Annotated in this window: 21 protein-coding genes; 9 read left to right on the forward strand and 12 right to left on the reverse strand. The window is 69.3% G+C overall.

Going from position 1 to position 22,908, the window contains the following annotated elements:
* Complete coding sequence (locus AB0I18_RS27100; protein WP_363108186.1) at positions 1–843, forward strand: transglutaminase family protein; 843 nt, start codon at positions 1–3, stop codon at positions 841–843.
* 143 nt (positions 844–986) lie between these two features.
* On the opposite strand, the gene AB0I18_RS27105 is transcribed toward AB0I18_RS27100, so the two are convergent.
* A complete protein-coding gene (locus AB0I18_RS27105; protein WP_363108225.1) occupies positions 987–2,090 on the reverse strand; it encodes a substrate-binding domain-containing protein in 1,104 nt (367 codons plus the stop codon).
* Positions 2,091–2,501: 411 nt separating this feature from the next.
* Here AB0I18_RS27105 and AB0I18_RS27110 point away from each other — a divergent pair, with 411 nt between their 5' ends.
* Entirely contained in the window at positions 2,502–2,921 is a 420-nt protein-coding gene (locus tag AB0I18_RS27110) for a hypothetical protein (protein WP_363108187.1), read from the forward strand.
* Between the two features lie 558 nt (positions 2,922–3,479).
* Here AB0I18_RS27110 and AB0I18_RS27115 read toward each other — a convergent pair.
* The gene (locus tag AB0I18_RS27115) at positions 3,480–3,929 is read right to left on the reverse strand and encodes a helix-turn-helix transcriptional regulator (RefSeq protein ID WP_363108188.1); all 450 of its coding nucleotides are present in this window, start codon (positions 3,927–3,929) and stop codon (positions 3,480–3,482) included.
* A gap of 391 nt (positions 3,930–4,320) precedes the next feature.
* On the opposite strand from AB0I18_RS27115, the gene AB0I18_RS27120 reads away from it, so the two are divergent.
* Positions 4,321–4,575: a hypothetical protein gene (locus AB0I18_RS27120; RefSeq protein ID WP_363108189.1), complete on the forward strand. Its 255-nt coding sequence runs from the start codon at positions 4,321–4,323 to the stop codon at positions 4,573–4,575.
* A gap of 183 nt (positions 4,576–4,758) precedes the next feature.
* A complete protein-coding gene (locus tag AB0I18_RS27125; RefSeq protein ID WP_363108226.1) occupies positions 4,759–5,541 on the forward strand; it encodes a class I SAM-dependent methyltransferase in 783 nt (260 codons plus the stop codon).
* A gap of 72 nt (positions 5,542–5,613) precedes the next feature.
* Here AB0I18_RS27125 and AB0I18_RS27130 read toward each other — a convergent pair whose 3' ends face one another.
* The 4 genes from AB0I18_RS27130 to dnaK form a co-directional block, all read right to left on the reverse strand.
* Positions 5,614–6,081, reverse strand: a complete 468-nt coding sequence (locus AB0I18_RS27130) for a helix-turn-helix domain-containing protein (protein ID WP_363108190.1) — start codon at positions 6,079–6,081, stop codon at positions 5,614–5,616.
* A 7-nt stretch (positions 6,082–6,088) separates the two neighbouring features.
* Positions 6,089–7,282, reverse strand: a complete 1,194-nt coding sequence (gene dnaJ / locus AB0I18_RS27135; protein WP_363108191.1) for a molecular chaperone DnaJ — start codon at positions 7,280–7,282, stop codon at positions 6,089–6,091.
* 81 nt (positions 7,283–7,363) lie between these two features.
* Positions 7,364–8,053, reverse strand: coding sequence for a nucleotide exchange factor GrpE (gene grpE / locus AB0I18_RS27140; protein WP_363108192.1), 690 nt, complete (start codon positions 8,051–8,053; stop codon positions 7,364–7,366).
* The gene (dnaK, locus tag AB0I18_RS27145) at positions 8,050–9,918 is read right to left on the reverse strand and encodes a molecular chaperone DnaK (protein ID WP_363108193.1); all 1,869 of its coding nucleotides are present in this window, start codon (positions 9,916–9,918) and stop codon (positions 8,050–8,052) included. Before dnaK ends, grpE begins: the two co-directional genes overlap by 4 nt.
* Positions 9,919–10,367: 449 nt before the next feature.
* On the opposite strand from dnaK, the gene AB0I18_RS27150 reads away from it, so the two are divergent.
* A complete protein-coding gene (locus tag AB0I18_RS27150; protein ID WP_363108194.1) occupies positions 10,368–12,659 on the forward strand; it encodes a (Fe-S)-binding protein in 2,292 nt (763 codons plus the stop codon).
* Between the two features lie 67 nt (positions 12,660–12,726).
* On the opposite strand, the gene AB0I18_RS27155 is transcribed toward AB0I18_RS27150, so the two are convergent.
* Both AB0I18_RS27155 and AB0I18_RS27160 read right to left on the reverse strand, forming a co-directional pair.
* The gene (locus tag AB0I18_RS27155; RefSeq protein ID WP_363108195.1) at positions 12,727–13,017 is read right to left on the reverse strand and encodes a hypothetical protein; all 291 of its coding nucleotides are present in this window, start codon (positions 13,015–13,017) and stop codon (positions 12,727–12,729) included.
* A gap of 100 nt (positions 13,018–13,117) precedes the next feature.
* Positions 13,118–13,327, reverse strand: coding sequence for a hypothetical protein (locus AB0I18_RS27160; RefSeq protein ID WP_363108197.1), 210 nt, complete (start codon positions 13,325–13,327; stop codon positions 13,118–13,120).
* A gap of 161 nt (positions 13,328–13,488) precedes the next feature.
* Between AB0I18_RS27160 and AB0I18_RS27165 the strand changes: the two genes are divergently transcribed.
* Positions 13,489–13,749, forward strand: coding sequence for a winged helix-turn-helix domain-containing protein (locus tag AB0I18_RS27165; protein WP_363108198.1), 261 nt, complete (start codon positions 13,489–13,491; stop codon positions 13,747–13,749).
* 25 nt (positions 13,750–13,774) lie between these two features.
* Here AB0I18_RS27165 and AB0I18_RS27170 read toward each other — a convergent pair whose 3' ends face one another.
* The 4 genes from AB0I18_RS27170 to AB0I18_RS27185 all read right to left on the reverse strand — a co-directional run bounded on the left by AB0I18_RS27170 (position 13,775) and on the right by AB0I18_RS27185 (position 17,604).
* Positions 13,775–14,194 carry an SgcJ/EcaC family oxidoreductase gene (locus tag AB0I18_RS27170; protein WP_363108199.1) on the reverse strand — a complete coding sequence of 140 codons (420 nt, stop codon included), beginning with the start codon at positions 14,192–14,194 and terminating at the stop codon, positions 13,775–13,777.
* A 125-nt stretch (positions 14,195–14,319) separates the two neighbouring features.
* Positions 14,320–15,021 (reverse strand): hypothetical protein, encoded by a 702-nt coding sequence (locus AB0I18_RS27175; protein ID WP_363108200.1) that lies wholly within the window; start codon positions 15,019–15,021, stop codon positions 14,320–14,322.
* 7 nt (positions 15,022–15,028) lie between these two features.
* Complete coding sequence (locus tag AB0I18_RS27180; RefSeq protein WP_363108201.1) at positions 15,029–15,349, reverse strand: hypothetical protein; 321 nt, start codon at positions 15,347–15,349, stop codon at positions 15,029–15,031.
* A gap of 56 nt (positions 15,350–15,405) precedes the next feature.
* Complete coding sequence (locus AB0I18_RS27185; protein WP_363108202.1) at positions 15,406–17,604, reverse strand: glycoside hydrolase domain-containing protein; 2,199 nt, start codon at positions 17,602–17,604, stop codon at positions 15,406–15,408.
* A 589-nt stretch (positions 17,605–18,193) separates the two neighbouring features.
* Here AB0I18_RS27185 and AB0I18_RS27190 point away from each other — a divergent pair.
* From AB0I18_RS27190 to AB0I18_RS27200, 3 genes are all read left to right on the forward strand, one after another.
* A complete protein-coding gene (locus tag AB0I18_RS27190) occupies positions 18,194–19,540 on the forward strand; it encodes a VCBS repeat-containing protein (RefSeq protein ID WP_363108203.1) in 1,347 nt (448 codons plus the stop codon).
* Between the two features lie 226 nt (positions 19,541–19,766).
* The gene (locus AB0I18_RS27195) at positions 19,767–21,245 is read left to right on the forward strand and encodes a VCBS repeat-containing protein (protein WP_363108204.1); all 1,479 of its coding nucleotides are present in this window, start codon (positions 19,767–19,769) and stop codon (positions 21,243–21,245) included.
* Positions 21,246–21,459: 214 nt separating this feature from the next.
* The gene (locus AB0I18_RS27200) at positions 21,460–22,905 is read left to right on the forward strand and encodes an FG-GAP-like repeat-containing protein (RefSeq protein ID WP_363108205.1); all 1,446 of its coding nucleotides are present in this window, start codon (positions 21,460–21,462) and stop codon (positions 22,903–22,905) included.
* Positions 22,906–22,908: the final 3 nt, after the last annotated feature.

Here is a 22,908-nt window from a genome sequence, read left to right on the forward strand (position 1 = left end):
ATGACACACCGACTCCGCATCCGCCACATCACGAAGGTCTCGTACGCGCAGGCCGCGGTCTCCTCCCACAACGAGGTCCGCATGACCCCGCTGACGCTGCCCGGCCAGACGACCCTGGACGCCCGCGTGCTGGTGAACCCGTCCACGGCGACCTGGTCGTACTGGGACTACTGGGGCACCCAGGTCACCGGTTTCGACCTGATGGAACCCCACGCGGACCTGACGATCACCGCGGTGAGCCTGGTGGAGACCGCCCCGCCGCCCGGCCTGCTCCCCGCCCCCACCTGGGCCGAGGTGGCCGACCAGGTCACCAACTCCCGGCTGCTGGAACACTCGGTCCAGACGTCCCGTACGGCCGTGCCCGACAAGCTGATCGAGCGGGCCCGGCTCGCGGCGACGGGCCTCGACCCGCACGAGACGGCGGTGGCGGTGTCGAACCTGGTCGCCGACCACGTCTCGTACATCCCGGGCTCCACCGGCGTGAACACCAGCGCCGCGGAGGCCTGGGAGCAGGGCGCGGGCGTCTGCCAGGACATCGCCCACCTCACGGCCGGCCTGCTGCGCTCCCTCGGCCTGCCCACCCGGTACGTCTCCGGCTACCTCCACCCCGAACGCGACGCCGAACTCCACCGCCCCGTCGAGGGCCAGAGCCACGCCTGGGTCGAGTACTGGGCCGGCGACTGGACCGGCTACGACCCCACCAACCGCACCCGCGCGAACGAGTCCCACGTCGTGGTCGGGCGCGGCCGCGACTACGACGACGTGACGCCCCACAAGGGCGTGTACCGGGGGGTGGCCGGAGGGCCGCCGGAGGTGACGGTGGAGTTCACGCGCGTGGCGTGAACAGGGTGAACAGGCTTGCTCGGACGCCTACTTGGACGGTTCGGGACGCCTTACGGCACATCGGGCAGATCAGATGTGTGAAGGCTCCCGAACCGTCCCGGTTACGCGCGTGGACTGCGGAGAAGAAAAAGGGGACCAGGGGACTATTTGATGCCGAGTTCGTCGCACGCCGCCTCGTACTTGGACGTGCAGATCTCGTCGGCCGTGTAGATGCCGTCCCGGACGACCGTGTCCTCGACGGTCTCCTTGGTGAGCGCGGTGACCTGGAGGAGGTTGGCCGGGACGGCCTTGGTGGTCGGGCTGTCGACCTTGTCGGGGGTGAGGGCGTCGAACTCGATGCCGTAGCCGCGCACCCGGGCCACGGCCATCTCGGCGGCGGTCTCGGCCTCCTGCGGGTACGGCTTGTAGACGCTCATGAACTGGTCGCCGTCGACGACGCGCTGCACCGCGTCCAGCTCCGCGTCCTGGCCGGTGACCGGCGGCAGGTCGGTGACGCCCGCGGCCTTCAGCGCGGAGATGACGCCGCCCGCCATGCCGTCGTTGGCCGAGTACACCCCGGCGATGTTGTTCGCGCCGATGGCGGAGATGGCCGCCATCATGTTGGCCCGGGCGTTCGACGGCTTCCAGTCCTTGGTGTCGTACTGCTTGGCGATGGTCACCTTGCCGCTGAGCTCGTCGAGGGCGCCCTTCTTGAACTGGGCGGCGTTCGGGTCGGTCACCGCGCCGTTCATCATGACGATCTTCTGGGACCGGCTGCCGTTCAGCTCGTCGATGAGGGCCCGGCCCTGCACCTGGCCGACCAGCTCGTTGTCGAACGAGACGTACGCGTCGATCGGGCCCTCGGCCAGCCGGTCGTACGCGATGACGGGGATTCCCGCGTCCTTGGCCTTCTTCACCCCGGAGGCGATGGCCTTGGAGTCCACCGCGTCCACGAGCAGTACGTCGACCTTGTCGTCCACCATCCGCGCGAGCTGCTTGTTCTGCTCGGCGGCGTCCTGCTCGGCGTTCGCGTAGACGACCTTCCCCTTGCCGTTGGTCAGCGCGCCGACCTTCTTCTTGATGATGGGGTAGTCGAACTTCTCGTAGCGGGAGTTCGTCTTCTCCGGCAGCAGCAGGCCCACCGTGATGTCGTCGCCCCTGGCCGGGCTCGACTCCCCGGCCTCGTCGCCGCTCCCGTCGAGCACCCCGCATGCGGCGAGCGCGAGGGTCATGGTGGAAGCGGTGATGGTTATGGCGGTACGGCGCATACGGCTGTTCACTTCTGGTGCCTTCCGGACAAGGGCGCAGCAGTTCGGGCCCAGGTGACAAAAAGCCAACGTGGAGGTTCCCGGGCCGTCAAGGAGTAACTGCTAACGAGATCGCAACGGAAACCTGTGGAGAGACCGGGGTGATGTCGGGGGAATCCGTCGGACGGGAGTCCACAGCTCCGCCGCAGGAGGCGGACGAGGCGGGACGAAGGCGGGCCAGAGGCAAGGGGTGGAGGCAGGACAGAGGCAGGGCGGAGGCTGGTCGAAGGTTGGGCGGATCTGGACGGAAAGCGTCAGAAAACCACGTCCGGGTCAGTGCGGGCACCTGATCGGCCCCGTACGAATTGCGGCGGCGCGGCTCTCGGAAGTTGCTGGAACCAGACGACCCCGACCTCTCACGCTGGAGTCCCCATGCGCACGCTCTCCCGATACGTCATACCCCTCCTGGCGGCCGGCTGCCTGGCCGTGACGGCCGCCACGCCCGCGTCGGCCACCGATGCCGGACGAGGGGCCGCCGCCGCCCCGACCCCCGTCCCCGCCCCCGCCCCGGGTCCGTGCAATGTCGACTGGCCCAAGCTCGCCGGCCTCACCGGCCCCGCCAGCCTCCACGAGGCGATCGTCGCCTGCGCCGAGAGCTATACGGAGGCCGACCTCGACAGCTGGCTCAAGCCCCCGCCGAAGCTCTCCCAGGCCCAGGTGACGGATACGGGCACGGGTACGACTCCGGGTACGGGGACAGCGGCGGAGGAGGCGGAGGACTGGACAGGGGCCGACGCGGACTGGGACGCGGACCTGCTGGACCGCGTAACGCACAACCTGTTGGACAAGTAGACGAGTACCGGCCGGTTCACGCTGCCGCTCAGTCCTGGTCGTCCGGTGCGCGTTCGGGAAAGCGGAGGAGGCGGGCGGCCGGGGGCGAGGGCGGGAACTCTTCGCTGTCGGTGTCGGGATGCTGGCCGGGGCCGCCATCGGAACCCGGCCGGACCGACGCCCGACCGGAACCGGCTGACGGGCGGCCGGACCGTGTCGGCGGCCGACCGGAACCGCTCGTCGGCCGGTCTGAGCCTGTCGGCGGCCGGTCTGAGCCTGTCGCCAGTCGATCTGAACCTGCCGACAGTCGGTCTGAGCCTTTCGGTGGTGTCGGCGGTCGGTCGGGGTGCTCCGGGCCGGTCGTCGCCCGGGCGTGTTCGGCCCAGCCCGCTCGGAACCAGTTCAACTGCTGCCGTTGCAGTTCCTCCTCGGTGAGGATGCGCACGGCCTCCGGTCCCGCCTCCCGGACCATCTCGCCGAGTCTGACGAGCAGTTCGCCCACCAGCCTGGAGACGTGCTCCGCCTCGTCGCCCCGGCCGCCTCCTGGATTCCCCATGCGGCGCTCCAACCCCTTCCCCGTCAACCGCCCTCCGGGAGGAACTGCCGCGCCACCTTGGCGAACAGGTCCCGCAGTTCGGGCGGGACGCCCATCCGGTGGGCGGCCTCCTCGGCGCTCAGCCGCTGATGGTCCTCGCCGGTCACTGGGCGCTCGCCGCCGGCGAGCGGCAGGTCGTCCTCGGTGAGCCGGCCCGAGCGGATGAGCATCTCCCGCAGGGGCACGCCGAGTACGGCCGCGATGCGCCGCATCGTCTCCAGGTCGGGCATGGACTGCCGTTGCAGCAGCCGGCTCACGGCGGCGCGGTGCACCCCGGCGTCGTCGGCGAGCTTGGAACGGCCGCCGCCGCGCGGACTGTCGATCTCGTAGCCACGGGTGCGCAACAGGTCCTCGATCCAGCCCGCGAACCCCTCAAGCCCCTCGGCCCGCTGACTCTGGTCCGTACGGGCCCCGGCCCGTGAGCTGGAACCCATGTGTCCGCTCTCCCCTCGTCGCGGGGAGAGCGTATCGACCGTGCTCGCACCGACGTGTGTGCGCGCTCGCACGTAACTGTGAAGATTTGACAACTGGTGTTCCATAAAAGGCCGTTCATGCACTGTCCGTGGCGCATTCATCACGCCGACCTCCCCGGCTGGTAATAGCTTGCGCACGCGCTCGCACCATGCGAACCTGTTCGCTCGTTCGCAACGATCGAACACATGTTCCCATACGTGGGAAGGAGTCGCAGCCGAACACGAACGGCTCGGACCGCGGCCGGTGCCCCGAAGACCGAAGACCCCGAACGAAGGCCACCGAATCCATGAACGCCCCGCTGAACCCCCCGCTCAAGCCCTCACCGAAGCCCTCACCCCCGGGAGGCCACCGATGACGGCCACCGAGGCCGAGGAGATCGCGCTGGAACTGGAGCGCCTGCGCCGCTCGGTCGACGTCGGCTTCGCCACCACCCGCGGCGACCTCGCCCTCCTCCTCCAGCGCGCCGACCAGACCGACAAGACCCTCGACGAACACGAGTCCCGCATCGAGGCCCTGGAACGCACCCGCTGGCCCCTCCCGTCCCTGGCGGCAGCCACGTCGTGCACGGCCCTGGCCCTGACGATCTGGCAGTCGACGGGCCGATAACCCTCGCTCGGCCCCCGCCCCGGGAAGGAGTCGGACTCCCCCCGGCTCCTTCGCCTGGTCGGGCCACCAGGGCAACGGCAACAACCGCGGGCTACTTCCCGGCCCCCATCGGCATATAGCTGATCGGCATATCGCTGGCCCCCGCCGTCGGGCTCAGGCACCCTCGGCCACATGGCTGACGAGATGGCTGACGAGTGCTTCGGGCATCCACGACTCGCTGAGATCTACGACCCGCTCGACCCGGACCGCGGCGATCTCGACGCGTACGTCCGCATGGCGGAGGAGTTCGGGGCCCGCCAGGTCCTGGACATCGGCTGCGGAACAGGGGTGTTCGCACTCCTGCTGGCCGACCGCGGAATCGACGTCGTCGGTGTCGACCCGGCCCAGGCGTCCATCGACGTGGCCCGGGGCAAGCCCGGCAGCGAGCGGGTGCGCTGGATCTGCGCTGACGCGACGGCACTCCCGCCGCTCCGGGTCGACCTCGCGACCATGACGGCGAACGTCGCCCAAGAGATCGTCGACCCGCAGGCGTGGCGGAGGACCCTGCGGGGTGCCTACGAAACCCTGCGCCCAGGCGGGCGTCTGGTCTTCGAGACCCGGGACCCGGCAAAGCGCGCCTGGGAAGCGTGGAACCGCGAGACCTCGTACGGGGTGACGGAGATCCCGGGTGTCGGCGCGGTCGAGAGCTGGGTCCGGTTGATCGAGGCCGATGGACCGCTGGTGACGTTCCACTGGACGTATGTGTTCGCCGCGGACGGGCAGGAGCTGACATCGGAATCGACGCTGCGCTTCCGCGAGCGGGATGAGATCGAGGCGGAACTGGTGGCGCAGGGTTACGTCATGGAAGACATCCGCGACGCACCCGACCGACCAGGCCTGGAGTTCGTCTTCGTCGCCTTGCGACCGGCGGAGGGCGGCGAACCGAAAGACGCCGGACAGCGCGAAGGGGCCCGGCGGTTCAGGTGACAGAACCTGAACCGTCGGGCCCCTTACGCGTGTTCATGTACGTACGCACCTACCTGCGCGTGTCAGTCCGTGTCAGTCCGACTGCTGTCGCTTCGGTCGCCACACCACCAGCGCGCTGGTCTGCTGGACCTCCTGGTACGGGACCAGGTCGCGGCGGTACGAGGCGTGGACCGCGGCCTCGCGCTGCTGCATCGCCGCCGCCGCGCCGTCCAGGGCCGCTTCCATCTCCGCGACGCGGGACTGGAGCGCGGCGACCTGGTTCTCCAGCTCGATGATGCGCTTGATGCCGGCGAGGTTGATGCCCTCGTTCTGCGACAACTGCTGGACGGTACGCAGCAGTTCGATGTCGCGGGCCGAGTAGCGGCGACCGCGCCCGGCCGTGCGGTCCGGGGAGACCAGGCCGAGGCGGTCGTACTGGCGCAGGGTCTGCGGATGCAGGCCGGAGAGCTGGGCGGCCACCGAGATGACGTACACCGGTGTCTCTTCCGTCAGCTCATATGCGGAATAAGAACTCTGTCGACGGCGTCCGGTTGCGTCCATGGTGTCCTCATGCTCCCTTCGCGGCCTGGAACAGCTCCGCCCGCGGATCCTCACCCGCGGTCGCCTCGCGATACGCCTCCAGCGCGTCACGAGCCTTCCCCGTAACGTCCGTGGGGACACTCACCTCGACGGTGACCAGCAGGTCCCCGCGGGTGCCGTCCTTGCGGACCGCGCCCTTGCCGCGGGCGCGCATCGTGCGGCCGTTGGGCGTGCCCGGCGGCAGCTTCAGCGTCACCGGCGGGCCGCCGAGCGTGGGCACGCGGACCTCGCCGCCGAGCGCCGCCTCCGCGAAGGTGACGGGCACGGTGACGGTGAGGTTGTCGCCCTTGCGGCCGAAGACCGGGTGCGCGTCCACGTGCACGACGACGTACAGGTCGCCCGACGGGCCGCCCCGCTCGCCCGGCGCGCCCTTGCCGCGCAGCCGGATGCGCTGGCCGTCGCTGACCCCCGCGGGGATACGGACCTGCATGGTCCGGGACGACTTGGCGCGCCCCGAGCCGCTGCAGACCAGGCACGCGTGCTCCGCGATCAGGCCGCGGCCCTTGCAGTCCGGGCAGGGGTCGGTGAGGGAGAACCCGCCGCCGGAGCCCCGCGCCACCTGGCCGGTGCCGACGCAGGTCGGGCACACGCGCGGTGTGCCGTTCTTGTCGCCGGTGCCCGAACAGGCCTTGCAGGGCGACTGCGAGGTCATGCGCAGTGGCACGGTCGCCCCGTCCACGGCCTCCGTGAAGCTCAGCGTGACCTCGGTGTCGATGTCCTGGCCGCGCCTGGGCTGCGTACGCGTGCCGGTGCCCGTGCCGCCCGCGCCGCCGCGGTTGAACAGGCCTCCGAAGACGTCACCGATCCCGCCGCCGAAGCCGCCGCCCGCCTGTCCCTGCCCCTGGGGGCCGCCTCCGAAGAGGTCCCCCAGGTCGAAGTTGAAGGAGCCGCCGCCGGCGCCGGGTCCGGGCCGGAACCCGCCGTTGCCGAAGAGCGTGCGGGCCTCGTCGTACTCCTTGCGCTTCTTGGGATCGCCGAGGATGTCGTTCGCCTCGGAGATCTCCTTGAAGCGGTCCTCGGCCTTCGCGTTGCCCTTGTTGGCGTCCGGGTGGAACTCGCGGGCGAGCTTCCGGTACGCCTTCTTGATCTCGGCCTCGGTGGCGTCCTTGGGGACGCCGAGGACCTTGTAGTAGTCCTTCTCGATGAAGTCCTTGGTGCTCATCCTCGACGCCCCTCCTTCCGTACGTCCCTACGTACGCGCCGTACTGCCTCGCGTACAGGTTCTCGTACGTCTTTTTTCACGTCAGCCCTCGTCCGGGCCACCGCTCTCCTTGTCGTCGGCCGCCGTGGTCGCGTCCGCCTCGTCGCCCTTGACGGTCTGCGCGCCCGGCTGCGGCTCGGCCACCGCCACCCGCGCGGGGCGGATGGTGCGCTCGCCGAACCGATACCCCGGCTGCAGAATCGCCACGCACGTCGTCTCCGTGACGTCCGGCGCGTACGAGTGCATCAGGGCCTCGTGGATCGTCGGGTCGAAGGGCTCGCCCTCCTTGCCGAACTGCTGCAGGCCCATCTTCGCCGCGACGGTCTCCAGCGACTCGGCGACGGACTTGAAGCCGCCGACCAGTTCGCTGTGGTCCCGCGCGCGGCCGATGTCGTCGAGCACGGGCAGGAGCTCGGTCAGGAGGTTCGCGATGGCGATCTCCTTGACCGCGATCCGGTCGCGCTCGACCCGGCGGCGGTAGTTCTGGTACTCGGCCTGGAGCCGCTGGACGTCCGCCGTGCGCTCGTTGAGCGCCGTGCGCACCTGGTCCAGCTGAGCGGTGAGGCCTGCGACCTGGGCCGCTGCTGCCGCGTCCCCTGCCGGGGCCGCCCCCTCCTCCGTGGAGGGGGCGACCGTCGGCTCGGCGTCTTCAGGGGTGGCGCCGGAGGGGACGTCGGGCGACTGCGGCTGCTGTGACTGCTGCTCGTCGAAGCCCGGGGTCTCCTCTGTCACGCGGCACCGTCCTTACGGTCACGGTCCTCGTCCACGATCTCGGCGTCGACGACGTCGTCGTCAGCGGCCTTGGCATCCGCGCCCGCGTCGGCACCCGGGGCCTCGGCGCCGGACGCGGCACCCTGGCCGGCCTGCGCGTCGGCGTACATCGCCTGGCCGAGCTTCTGCGAGACGGCGGCGACCTTCTCGGTGGCCGTACGGATCTCGGAGGTGTCCTCGCCCTTGAGCGCGGCCTTCAGTTCCTCGATGCTCGACTCGACCTCGGTCTTGACGTCGCCGGGGACCTTGTCCTCGTTGTCCTTGAGGAACTTCTCCGTCTGGTAGACGAGCTGCTCGCCCTGGTTGCGGGTCTCGGCGGCCTCGCGGCGACGGTGGTCCTCGTCCGCGTACTGCTCGGCCTCCTGGCGCATCCGGTCGACCTCGTCCTTCGGCAGCGAGGAGCCGCCGGTGACGGTCATCTTCTGCTCCTTGCCCGTGCCGAGGTCCTTCGCGGTCACGTGCATGATGCCGTTGGCGTCGATGTCGAAGGCGACCTCGATCTGCGGGACACCGCGCGGGGCCGGGGGCAGACCGGTCAGCTCGAACATCCCGAGCTTCTTGTTGTACGCCGCGATCTCGCGCTCGCCCTGGTAGACCTGGATCTGCACGGACGGCTGGTTGTCCTCGGCCGTCGTGAAGATCTCGGACCGCTTGGTCGGGATCGTGGTGTTGCGCTCGATGAGCTTGGTCATGATCCCTCCCTTGGTCTCGATACCGAGGGACAGCGGGGTCACGTCGAGGAGCAGGACGTCCTTGACCTCGCCCTTGAGGACACCGGCCTGGAGCGCGGCGCCGATGGCGACGACCTCGTCCGGGTTCACACCCTTGTTGGCGTCCTGGCCGCCGGTGAGCTCCTTGACGAGCTCGGCGACGGCGGGCATACGGGTGGAGCCACCGACGAGAACGACATGGTCGATCTCGCTGAGCTGGATGCCGGCGTCCTTGATGACGTTGTGGAACGGCGTCTTGCAGCGCTCCAGGAGGTCGGCCGTGAGCTGCTGGAACTGGGCGCGCGTGAGCTTCTCGTCCAGGTGCAGCGGGCCTTCGGCGGAGGCCGTGATGTAGGGCAGGTTGATCGAGGTCTCCGTGGAGGAGGACAGCTCGATCTTGGCCTTCTCGGCGGCCTCGCGGAGGCGCTGGAGGGCCATCTTGTCCTTGCCCAGGTCCACGCCGTGGCCGGCCGAGAACTGCTTGACCAGGTAGTCCATGACTCGCTGGTCCCAGTCGTCACCACCGAGGTGGTTGTCGCCGTTCGTGGCCTTCACCTCGACGACGCCGTCACCGATCTCCAGGAGGGACACGTCGAAGGTGCCGCCACCGAGGTCGAAGACGAGGATCGTCTGGTCGTCCTTGTCGAGGCCGTACGCGAGGGCGGCCGCGGTGGGCTCGTTCACGATGCGCAGGACGTTCAGGCCCGCGATCTCGCCGGCCTCCTTCGTCGCCTGACGCTCGGAGTCGTTGAAGTACGCCGGGACGGTGATGACCGCGTCCGCGACCTTCTCGCCCAGGTACGCCTCGGCGTCGCGCTTCAGCTTCTGCAGGATGAAGGCGCTCATCTGCTGCGGGTTGAAGTTCTTCCCGTCGAGCTCGATGGACCAGTCCGTGCCCATGTGACGCTTCACCGAGCGGATGGTCCGGTCCACGTTCGTGACCGCCTGGCGCTTCGCGACCTCTCCGACGAGCACCTCACCGTTCTTGGCGAAGGCGACGACGGACGGCGTGGTCCTGGCGCCCTCGGCGTTGGTGATGACGGTGGGCTCACCGCCCTCCAGAACGCTGACGACGGAGTTAGTCGTGCCCAGGTCGATGCCGACCGCACGTGCCATTTCAATTCCTCCAGCAATGACTTGAGTGGAACGGACTCAAGTGTGCACGACGCTTGCCGCTGGGTCAACAGACCTGAGTCGGAGGGGCTCAACTCTTATCTCTTCCTTACGCGCAATTAGGCTTTGACCTGCGGGGCGGCGGTGGGCTGCGGGCCGGTGGGGGCTTGTCGCGCCCACGCGGCGGAGCCGCATATCGACACAGCCCCGCGCCCCTTAAGGGGCACGACCGAGCGGGCGCGACTGAAGGGGCACGGCCGAAGGGGTGCGACTGGAGGGGCGCAACCCCACTCAGGCAAGCCTCAGCGACGCAGATCACCGCACCCCTGGCTACAGTGCGGCTGGGAGAGTAGGTAGTCTCAGAGGACTGCGTAAGTTACCGCTTAGTAATCAGCTGAAGTCCAGGCTTAGTCCAAGCTTTAGTCCCACCTCGCAGGCCCGAGGAGCCCCCAATGCAACTCGCCGCGATCATCGTGTCGCTGGTCCTGACCGTGGTCGGCGTTGCGCTCATCGCCCGAGCCGTCGCGCAGATCTACCGGTTCGTGAAGCTCGGTCAGTCGGTGCCCGCGGGCAGCCGCACCGACGACCCCAAGGCCCGCACGATCACCCTGGTCAAGGAGTTCCTCGGCCACACCCGGATGAACCGGTGGGGGATCGTCGGCTTCGCGCACTGGTTCGTCGCGATCGGCTTCCTGACGCTCCCGCCGACTCTCGCGCAGGCGTACGGCCAGCTCTTCGAGGCCGACTGGACGCTGCCGGTCATCGGCGGCTTCCTGCCGTTCGAGATGTACATCGAGTTCATCGGCGTCATGACGATTCTCGGCATCCTCGTACTGATGGCGATCCGGCTGCTCAACCTGCCCTCACGGGCGGGCCGCAAGTCGCGCTTCGCGGGCTCCGTCGCCTGGCAGGCGTACTTCGTCGAGTACGTCATCCTCACCATCGGTCTGGCGATCTACACGCTGCGCGGCCTGGAGGGTGCGATCCACCACGTGGACCACTACGAGGCCGCGTACTTCGCCTCGTACCCGCTGGTGCTCGCCTTCAAGGGGCTCTCCCTCGGCACGCTCCAGAACCTGGTCTACCTGGTCGCGATGATCAAGATCGGCACCTCGCTGATCTGGATGATCACCGTCGCGCTGAACACCAACATGGGCGTCGCCTGGCACCGCTTCCTCGCCTTCCCGAACATCTGGTTCAAGCGGAACGCGAAGGGTGAGACCGCCCTCGGCGGGCTGCTGCCGATGACGAGCGGCGGCGAGCCGATCGACTTCACCGACCCCGGCGAGGACGACGTCTTCGGTGTCAGCCAGGTCGAGCAGTTCTCCTGGAAGGGCATCCTCGACTTCTCCACTTGCACCGAGTGCGGGCGGTGCCAGTCGCAGTGCCCGGCCTGGAACACCGGTAAGCCCCTCTCCCCCAAGCTCCTCATCATGTCCCTGCGCGACCACGCGCACGCCAAGGCCCCGTACCTGCTCGCGGGTGGCGGCAAGGACATGGAGGGCAATGAGAAGGCGACCAAGGAGCAGCTGGCCGACGTACCCGCCGCCGCCCTCGCCGAGGCCGAGCGGCCGCTGATCGGCACCCTCGAAGAGAACGGCGTCATCGACCCCGACGTCCTCTGGTCGTGCACCACCTGCGGTGCCTGCGTCGAGCAGTGCCCCGTCGACATCGAGCACGTCGACCACATCGTCGACATGCGCCGCTACCAGGTGATGATCGAGTCCGCCTTCCCGAGCGAGGCCGGCACGATGCTCAAGAACCTGGAGAAGAAGGGCAACCCCTGGGGTCTTGCCAAGAAGCAGCGCCTGGAGTGGACCAAGGAGGTCGACTTCGAGATCCCGGTCGTCGGACGGGACATCGAGGACCTCACCGAGGTCGAGTACCTGTACTGGGTCGGCTGCGCGGGCGCGCTGGAAGACCGCGCCAAGAAGACGACGAAGGCCTTCGCGGAACTCCTCCACATGGCGGGCGTCAAGTTCGCGATCATGGGCGGCGACGAGAAGTGCACGGGTGACTCCGCGCGGCGCCTCGGCAACGAGCCCCTCTTCCAGGAGCTCGGCATGGAGAACGTCTCCGCGCTGAACATGGCCTTCGGCGAGGAGATGGACGACGAGGGCAACTTCACCGCCGAGTCGAAGAAGCCGAAGTCGGCCAAGAAGATCGTCGCGACCTGCCCGCACTGCCTCAACACCCTCGGCAACGAGTACCCGCAGATCGGCGGCGACTACGAGGTCATCCACCACACCCAGCTGCTCCAGCACCTCATCGACGAGGGCAAGCTGATCCCGGTGACCCCGGTCGAGGGCCTCATCACCTACCACGACCCGTGCTACCTGGGCCGCCACAACAAGATCTACACGCCGCCGCGCGAGATCATGACGGCCGTCCCGGGCCTGCGCCAGCAGGAGATGCACCGCCACAAGGAGCGCGGCTTCTGCTGCGGCGCCGGTGGTGCGCGGATGTGGATGGAGGAGCGGATCGGCAAGCGCATCAACAACGAGCGCGTCGACGAGGCCCTCTCCCTCAACCCGGACATCGTCTCCACCGCCTGCCCGTTCTGCCTCGTCATGCTGACCGACTCGGTCAACGGCAAGAAGAACGACGGCAAGGCCAAGGAGTCCATCCAGGTCGTCGACGTCGCCCAGCTGCTCCTCGACTCCGTCAGGACGCCGGTCGACGACGAGCCCCCGGCGGGCGAGGCGGACGCGGAGAACGAGCCGGAGCCCCAGCCGGTGAAGTAACCCGCCACTTCGGCACGGCCGACACCCCATGTCCTGCCCGGGCATGGGGTGTCGTCGTTCCTGACGGTCAGTTGAGCCGGTGCAGCCGCAGGCCCCGGCTCTCGGCGACGCGCAGGACGTCATGGAGGGCCTCGGTGAGACGCTCGGCGAGGAAGCGGAGTTCGCCCTGCGGGGTGTCGGGGAGCATGTCGCGGGCGTGGGCGAGGAGTTGTGTCCCCATGCCGAGCTGGATGGACTCGGTGGCGTCGGCGAGGCGTGACACGGGCCCGCCGTGGTCGTCGGTGATCAGGGAGCAGGAGTTGCCCTCGGGACCGGTCCAGGGCAGCAGACGCGGCACCCGCGCCGATTCCGCTTCCATCAGGCGACCTCCGTCCCGTGGATCCAGTACGGGCCGGGCATGTCCAGCCCCAGGGCGGCCAGGGCCAGTTCGCGACGCCGTTCACGTTGCTCATGGGCGATCACGTACGGGCGTACGGGAGTGGCGTCCGTGCCGTCGAGGGGGGGGTGTCCAGGCCGTACGGGCTGCGGTGGGCGGGGAGGGCCGTGGCCCGTGGCGCGAGCCGCTGAACGGACCTCCGCACCGGCCGTACGGGATGCGCTTCGCGCGGGGTGAGCGGGATGAGCAGGAGGCCCGCCCAGGTCATGAGTCGGCGGATAAGGTCGGTCACGTCATCAGCTCCGATCGGGTTTGGCTGGTGGCCACGCCCCGGGACGGCTCCAATCCGTCGCCGGGGTCTTCCAGCCCGTAACCCTACTGCGGTCTACTGCTCCATGCACAGGGTACTGTGAATCGCACAGAATGCCGCCGTCTGCGCATGGTGGTGCGGTGATGGAATTTGTTGCCGACATCCCCCGCTGGCGCCAAGTGGCCGAGGTGATTCGCCGTCGCATCGAGGACGGCACGTACCCGCCGCGCACGCGCATCCCGTCCGTCGTGGAGATCACCGCGGAGTTCGGCATCGCCGCCGTGACCGCGCAGAAGGTGCACAAGGGCCTGCGCGCGGAAGGCCTCATCTACACCGAACCGGGCCTCGGCTCCTTCGTCACAGCGCGGCCCGCGGAGCCCGAGCGCGGTAACGCCACCACATGACCCCCGTCCGACGACCTCGCCGCGCTCAGCGGATCGGTGTCGTCTGTGCGAGGGCGATGCGCCAGTCGTCGCCCTCGCGGATCAGGACGTAGGTCATCGCTCCGGTGGCGGGGAGTTCGGACGGGTCCGGGCCCTCGGCGCCGGCTCGTTCGTCGTGGATCGTCTTGGTCAGGCTCACTATGGCCACGTCGGGCGTGGGGTACCGGATGTCGTCGACCTCCAGTTCGGTCCGGATGCCCTTGAGCGGGGAGGCGAGCGCCGCGGCCATGGCCGCGGCGAAGGTCTCGCGTCCGAAGAGGCGCCGTCCTGCGACATTGATGAGTACGAGGTCGGCGGTGTGCAGTTCCGGCAGCACGTCCGGGTCGGTCTGGGCTTCCTGGCTGCGCGCGACGAGTTCGCGGATGCGAGTTGAGTCAGTGGTGTGCGTGGCGTCCGTGGTGTCCATGCGGGAAACGTAGGACCTGAAGCAAAGTTGAGGTCAATACCTCTCGTCACCGGAGTCCGCGCCACTGGGCCGCCGAGCATGCTCGGCGGCCCAGTGGCTGCACATCCCTCGGCTCGGGGGCCGGGTCAGTCGTCGCGCTGGGTGCGGGCCAGCCGGTCCGCACGGTCGCGGCGGGACGGGGACAGGACGTTGACCGTCACGCCGGCGCCCTCGCCGGGCGTCGCGTCCCAGCGGCGCAGCTTGCCGGCCACCTTCGCCACCCGCTCGTCGTCCGGTCCTGCGTCGACGTAGAACAGCGACTCGTCGACCTCGGTGTCGTCGCCGCCCCAGCGCACGACACCCTCGCAGTCGGCGAGGACGTCCCGCAGCGTCAGCTCCTGGAGGGGGAAGAGCCCGCCCTTCGCACTGGCGCCCGGCCGGATCCGTACCGCCGTACCGGAGGCGAGGTTCGACTCCGGAAGGGCCTTGCGGAGCTTGCCGATCTGCTGCCAGCCCGCCAGGTCGATCCGCTGGAGCTGCTCCACTTCGTAGTGAAAGCGGCGGATCACGTGGACGAGGATCAGCTCCACGTCGCCGATCCGCACGTCGACCTCAAGACCCGTACCGGCCACCGGACGCGTCCACACCGTGGAGACGTGGTTGGCCTCCTTCTCGACCGGCCAGCCGTTCGCGGACGTCGGGAGCTTCTTCGGCGCGCTCAGGGGCGCGCTCTTCGGCGCGGCCGAGGCCGTGCCCTGCGCGACGGACCCCAGGGCGGCCGCGGCACCGATCACCGTGGCGCTCTTCACCACGCCCCGCCTCGTCATGTCGTTCTGCACGTCTGTCATCCCTCTCTCATAGAACGATCATGAGCGCGAACGACGGCACAAGGGTCACCAGGACACTGACCGGCCAGTACACGCGGGCCGCCAGTGCCGACCTGCGCCGCAACGGTCGGTTGGCCAGCCACCAGACCAGACCGAACACCAGCAGCACCGGCCCGCCGACCAGCAGCCAGGGCAGCATGCCGTCGTTCTCGGTCGGCTCACCGACGGTCCAGCCGAGCGCCTTGAGCGGCCAGTTCACCGCGAAGTACGACAGCAGCCACACCGGAACGACCCCGGGGACCCCCAGCAGCAGGTTCACGCCGAGGACGGCCGGCAACGACTTCCGCATGCGCCCAGTATTCACGGTGTCCACACTGCTCACGGTGTTCACGCCCATGATCGAGGTCACTTGCTGCGGGACAGCTGGTTGTAGTTCTCGAGCACGTTGTAGAGACCGATCAGCTCGCGGCCGTACTGCGCGGCGGCGTCGCCGGTCCCGTTGTACCGGGCCAGCAGCGCCTGGGTGTCGGCGAGGCCCGTGGTCAGGCCGGGCCGGGGCTTCCCGAGCTGGTGCGCGTTGTAGAGCGTCAGATAGGCGACCGACCGGATGTTGTAGGTCGGGTCCTCGTTGAGGTCCTTCCACACCCCCGGGATGTCGTCGTCGGTCAGCGGGCTGCCGTTGATGATTCCCTGCTGCATGCAGTAGTTGCGGGCGTCGATGGTCACCCAGGCGAAGATCTGGCCCCAGCCGGTGCTGCAGTCGTCGTCCAGTCCGGCCTTGACGGCCTCGTCGGCGGCGACGTCCAGGGGGTTCATCTTGCGCAGCTCCCACAGGACCGGAGCCTGGATCAGCGCCTTGCGGACCTTGAGCTGCCGCGCCAGCGACGTGAACAGCCAGTCCGCGCTCAGCACGAGCTCGTACGCCTTGCTGGTGGAGATGCCGCCCAGCGTGGCCCAGTCCGAGTCGGTCCAGCCGTCGCCGCCGGTCTCCGGAACACCGATCGACACCAGGTAGTTCTTGACGTCCGTCAGCATCGGGGCCTGGTACGCGTCCTTGTCCAGGTCGACGTCCACGCCGTCGGTGTAGCCGCCGGGGTCGAAGTCGCCCTGGCCGGTGTCACGGCCCGAGGCGACGTTCTTGTCGATCTCGATCGAGCCGGTGCCCGAGCCGACCGTGATGGTGGCGATCTGGTCGAACGCCCAGTTCGTCGGCATCGGGTAGCCGAGGTTCCCCGAGAAGCCGCTCGACATGTCGGACACGAAGCTCGTCGCCGAGTACCCGGCGTCCGCGATGCGCTGGCACACGTTGCGCGGTCCGTAGACACCCACGCCGTAGGCGGAGTTCTCGCCGATGGTGCGCATCACGCCGCGGAAGTGCGGAACGATGTACTGGGTGACCTCACCGTCCATCGCGTCGTAGTCGACCGCGAAGTAGATGATCGAGCCGGGCTTGAAGCCGTGGTACTGCGCCCAGTCGATCGCCTTGAACGCGTCGCTGGTGCCCTGGTTGTAGCTGAAGTAGTCCGCGGACCGGCTCCACGTCTGGAAGATCGGGAAGCAGCGCAGCCCGGCCTCCTTGATCGTGGCGAGTTCGCCGGGCTGGATCTGCTTCTCCGGCAGGCTCGTGGTGGACGGGTTGAAGAGGTACCGGCCGATGTACTGGTAGCCGGCGGCCTTCAGGGCCTGCGCCCGCGGCGGCGTGATCATCGTGACGCCGTCGCACGCCGTACCGGGGCGGGACTGGTCGCCGTAGGAGACGAGCAGCGAGGCCCACGTCGGGAAGTCGCCGTTGCCGGTGACCGGGAGCTTGACGAACGACTGGAAGCTCTCCACACCGCTCTGCACCGTGGCGGTGAAGTTCCCGAAGGGCACATTCCGCTTGTTGAGGATCATGGCAGCGGTGAACAGCTGCGCCCATACGCCGGTGGTGCCGGCCGAGACCGTGTGGGACTTCAGGCCGGACTGGGTGCCGGGTCCGAACACACCGTTCGCGGTGCCGTCGGCCATGCCCAGCTCGTACTGGATCGCGAACAGCATCGACTTGGCGACGTCACGGGAGTGGTAGCCGTCGCAGGGGATGACGTAGAAGTCCTTGCGGAGGATGTACCGGCCGTTCAGCCACTGCTGGATGGACCGGATGGTGTCCGAACCGCCGCCGATGGTGACGTAGGCGTCCATGTTGAACAGGCCCTTGACGACCTTCGGCCACAGGGCACTGCCCGGATACGTGGCGCTCACGCCCATGTTCTGGTTGAGCTTCTCGACGGCGGCCTTGACCCGGTCGTTGTACTTGCCGTCGATCTCGCCGCCGTCGTAGCCCTTGCAGTACAGGGCGGACTGGATGATGCGGGCGAAGTTGGCCGAGGGGACCGTCGACTCGTCCAACTTGCCGTACTTCGCGCCGATCGTCGACAGCGTGGTCGGGCCGAAGGAGTCCGAGAGGGCGGTGATGCCCATCTCGTACTGAAGCGCTCTGGTGAGGGCGTACATCACGGGCCAGCCGGTGACGCCGTTCTCCTCCAGTTTGGATATGCCTAGCGTCGCGCCGTCGTTGTACGTCGTGTTCACGAACCTCTGGGCGAGACGAACCATCTCGTCGGCCATGGACTGTCTCCTGACTTCTGGGTGCGGGCGGAAAGAGGCAGGCAGAAGGGGTCTGGCAGAAGGGGCTGGGAAAAAAGAGAGTCGGCGGAAGGGGGCGGCCGCCCGAAAGGCACGGGCGGACCGCCCTGAAAGCCGGATGAGAAAATTCAGAATTCACGGGCGCCGAAAGGAAATTTTCTTCGCCTTTCGGAAGGCGAGGTGGACCTCCACACCTTGCCATGCGGACGCCCGATTCACGGAGCCCCGGACCGGGGTCAACACGCCCACCGGAACGAGCCGTTGCAGTGCGTCATTGCCATACTTTTGCCCAATTCCCTACAACCGTGAGGGGCGCCACACGGCCGGACCGTACCCCGATGTTTCACCCCTCGAAGAACAGCCAGCAATGCCATCAATTCAGACATGTGGATAATTTGCCTCTTCGAGCCTCAGCACACCCAATTCAGGCCGGATCCGCATAGCCATCCGGAAGGGAGCATTCCGGATCTCGAAAGGTAACGAATTCAGCACGAACACTTCAACGTGTTACCGCCATTTACCCTCGGCTCGATCAAGTGCATGATGACCGGCGTTGTTGTTTCCGGGGCGGATGAGGTTCACGGTGCGCGGGCGAAGAACGAGTACGCGGATGGTGGCGGCGCTGGCCGGATGTGTGCTCGGAGCCGGTCTCGTCGTCGCCTGTGGTCCCACCGCCCAGCAGGGCGACGGCGGGGACGCGGCGGAGGGGCGCGAACGCGTCACCGTCGCCAAGGCCCCGGCCCAGCTCCCCGTCCCGTCCGGCAAGGGCAGCCGCACGGCGGACGACTTCAACGGGGACGGGCACCGCGACCTCGTCCTCAACGACCTCGTGAAGCGGGACAGCCACGGGGACGACGCCGGTATCGGTGTCGTCTACGGGTCGGGATCCGGACGCGGACTCGCGCCGGGCGCCCGGCAGTTGCTGAGTCCCGCGAAGCACGCCGCCGCCACCAAGGGGCAGTTGCCCGCCGTGTTCGACGCCGAGGCGAGCTGCGACCTCGACCAGGACGGGTTCACCGACCTCGTCGTCTCGACCGACCCGCCGTTCGACGGGCAGGGGCAGCCGCCGGTGCCGCTGCAGATCCTCTTCGGCTCCTCCCAGGGCCTGGTCGGCAAGGCCGTGAAGCTGGTGATCCCCGGGCAGGCACGGGCCGGCAATGACTGGCCGGACCACCCGGTGTGCGGGGACTTCGACGGGGACAAGGCCGAGGATCTGGTCGTGCACGCGTCCGACGGGCAGCTCAGCCACCTGCGCGGACCCTTCACGCGCAAGGGGTCACCGAAGGCGGCCGGCGCGGCTCTCGCCTCGCCCGGGAACGTGCCCACTCCCCCGGCCGTGGACGTCGACCGGGACGGCTACGACGACCTCCTCGTCCGTACCACCGACGGTCCCGCCGCCTCCACCGCCGCCCTCGTCCTGGGCGGCCCTGCCGGGCCCACCGGCACCCCCGTCGCCCTCCCGAGCGGCCTCGACGTCGCCTTCGGCCGGTTCGGCAAGGGCGCGGACCTCGACGTGGCGGTCGGCTCGATGACCGGCACCGCGCTCCGGTACGACGTGCCCGGCGGCCCGCGCGGTGAACTGGCCGTGCCGGGTACGGTCCTGGACGCCGGGGACTTCGACGGCGACGGGGTGAGCGAACTCGTCTCCAGCGGCTCGGAGTTGAGGGTCTTCCGTGGGCGTACGGCAGGGCTGTCCGCGTCCGGGATGGTGACCGTGCCGCCGCCCGCCCCTGGTGCCACCCGCGTCCTGACGGTGGCCGACTTCGACGGGGACGAGCGAGCGGACCTGGTGGTGCGGACCTACCGCGGGGACACGAAGGACACGATCGCCGTGTACACGGGCAAGAAGCGGGGTCTGATCGCGAGGGAGCCCGCGCTCACCTTCTCCACCTCCGGGTTCCTGGGCATGGCGGACTGACGCGGGGCCCTCGATCGGACTGACGCGGGGCTCGCGACGAGCGGCCGGTCCCAGAAGTTTCAAGAAACTCAGGAGTCACGTACAACCCTCCCGCCCCTCCACAGGTCTCCTGATCGCCAACCGCCCGCAAAGCCCAGGAGAACTCCGGGCGAACGCGGGCGGACTGCGCACCCCATTGACTGCGGGCGCCCGCCAGGCGTCCCCGCATGCAGCAGGAGAATCCCGCATGCACAAGTACCTGCGACTCACCCTCGCGACGGCCACCGCTGCCGCGCTGACGGGTGGTCTGCTCAGTTTCTCGGCAGTGACGGCGACGGCTGCCGACTCGACGAACGTCCCGCACGCCGACTTCAACGGCGACGGAATCGGCGACGTGGCCTTCTCGGCCGCCGGCGCCTACGTGAACGGCCGCAAGACCGCCGGGCAGCTCGTCACGCTCTACGGCACCGCCACCGGAGTGTCCGCCGCCAAGCGGACCACGCTCAGCCAGGACAGCGCCGGCGTCCCCGGCACCGCCGAGGCCGGCGACGCCTTCAGCGCGGAGACCGCGTACGCCGACTTCAACGGTGACGGATACGACGACCTCGCCGTCTCCTCCCCGACGGAGAAGGTCGGCAGCGACACCAACGGCGGCACTCTCGCCGTGCTCTGGGGCTCCGCGAGCGGCCTGACCGGCAAGGGCGTCACCGTCGCGGACCCGGCGGTCGGCTCGCACGACTACTGGGGCAAGAACCTCGCCGCCGGCGACTTCGACGGCGACGGCAAGGCCGACCTGGCCGTCGGCAACTCGTCCAGCACCGTCTACGTCTACAAGGGCGGCATCAGCGCGTCCGGCACCGCGGTGGGCGGCCGGTACACGCTCAAGCCCCCGATCCAGTCGGGCGGCGACGCCCGCGGCCCGATCAACCTCACCGCGGGCGACGTCAACGGCGATGGCAGGACCGACCTGGTCATCGACGGTTTCGAGACCAGCACCGACTACGGCTGGGCCACGAACTACTACGTGCCCGGCGCCGCGAGCGGCCTCAGCGTGTCGTCGGCCCAGAAGCTGAAGCCCGGCGCGATCACCGCCATCGGCGACGTCAACGGCGACGGCTACGGAGACGTCGTCTCCGGCGCGTACTGGAACAACACCACGGGCGACGGCACGACCATCCCGGACTCGGCCTTCGGCGGCAAGGTGAACATCACCTACGGCACCGCCTCCGGCCCCGGTTCGACCACCGGCATCACCCAGAACACCGGCAACGTCCCCGGCTCCTCGGAGAAGGACGACCTCTTCGGCTACGAGCTGGACCTCGGCGACATCAACGGCGACGCCTACCAGGACATCGTCGTCAGCTCCGCGGGCGAGAACCTGAACGGCGTCGCGGACACCGGCGCGGTCACCGTCCTGTACGGCTCGGCGAACGGCATCAACACCGCCTCGGGCAGCCAGTACTTCGCGCAGAGCACGGCGGGCGTCCCCGGCACCGACGAGACGGACGACGCCCTCGGCGCGGACGTGAAGCTCGACGACGTCACCGGTGACGGCAAGGCCGACCTGATGGCCGGCTCGTACGAGAACGCCGGCAACGGCGCGGTGCTGTACCTGCCGTCGAACGGCACGAAGATCGTCACGACCGGCTCGCGGACCGTCTCCCCGAGCGGCTCGGGTGTCTCGACGACCGGCACACCGTCCTTCGGCGTCAACTTCGCCGACTGAGCGCTCCGCTGGAAGTGCGGTGATGAACCCGCAGGCCGGTGGGGGCTGGTCGCGCCCACGCGGCGGAGCCGCACATGTCACAGCCCCGCGCCCCTTACGGGGCGCGGTTCCGCACCGGACTTCACCAAGGCCGCTCAGCCCTCCCTCACCCCTCGGTCGGGCCCGGCATCCCACAGGTGCCGGGCCCGGCCTCGCCCACTCCCGGAGTCCCGCCTTGCGCAAGCGCACCCTCCTCCTGGCCGCGACCCTCACCACCGGCCTCCTCACCGCCCTCCCCGCCACCGCCTCGGCGGCCCCCGCCGGTCTGAAGGGCGACTTCAACGGCGACGGCTACGGTGACGTCGCCTTCGCCGCCCCGTACGCCAAGGTCGGCGACCAGGTCATGGCCGGCTACGTGGCCGTCGTCTACGGCGGCGCCACCGGCCTGGACCCCGCCAACCGCACGGTGATCAACCAGAGTTCGGCCGGCGTGCCCGGCACCCCGGAGGCCGAGGACACCTTCGGCTCGGCCCTCGCGATCGCCGACTTCGACGGCGACGGCTACGCGGACCTCGCGGTAGGCGCGTCCGGCGAGGACGTCGGCACCGACGTGGACGGCGGCACGGTCGCCGTCCTGTGGGGCGGCGCGAACGGCCTCGCGGGCGGTACGACGGTCAAGGACCCGGCGGTCTCCGCGCACGACGAGTTCGGCCGCGTCCTGACGGCGGGCGACTTCGACGGCGACGGCAGGCCCGACCTGGCGGCCGGCACGACCGCCTCGCACGCGTACGTCGTCAAGGGCGGCTTCACCCGCTCCGGCACGACGGGCGCCGCCCAGCGGATCGCGCTGCCCGAGACCTCCCCGTACGGCGCCGACGCGATCAAGGCCGGCGACACGAACGGCGACGGGAAGGCCGACCTCGTGCTGACGTACCGGACCGAACTGATCGAGGACGGTCCCAACACCTGGTCCAAGGGCGTCGCGTATCTCGGCACCTCCACCGGCCTGGAGACCTCCGTGCCGCGCGCCCTGCCCGGCGGCACCTCCATCGCGATCGGCGACATCGACGGCGACGGCTTCGGCGAGATCGCCGTCGGCAACGTGTTCACGGCAGAGGACGACCACGACGGCAGCCTCGGCGGCAAGGTCACGGTCGTACGCGGCTCGGCGGGCGGCCCGGTCAACGGCGACGCGCCCATGGCCGCACTCACCCAGGACTCGCCGGGCGTGCCCGGCGCGGACGAGGCGCGCGACGGCTTCGGCAGCGCGCTCTCCATCGGGGACGTGAACGGCGACGGCTACGGCGAACTGGCCGTCGGCGTCATCTTCGAGGACATCGGCACCACCGAGGACACCGGCTCCACGGTCCTCCTCCAGGGCTCGGCGTCCGGCATCTCCGAGACCGGCGCCCGCACCCTCTCGCAGGCATCCTCCGGCGTCCCCGGCTCCGCCGAGGCGATGGACTACTTCGGCTCCGAGGTCCTGCTGACCGACGTCAACGCCGACGGCAAGGCCGACTACACGGTCTCCGCGGCCTTCGAGGGCGAGGGCGTCGGCGCGGTCACCGCGATGCTCTCCGACGGCACCGGCATCTCCGCCACCGGCGACCGCGGCTTCGGCCCCGGCGCGTTCAACCTGCCGTACACGTACAGCGCGTTCGGCGCCAACCTCATCGGCTGACCG

It is taken from the genome of Streptomyces sp. NPDC050704 (genome assembly GCF_040654355.1).
GTDB lineage: Bacteria > Actinomycetota > Actinomycetes > Streptomycetales > Streptomycetaceae > Streptomyces.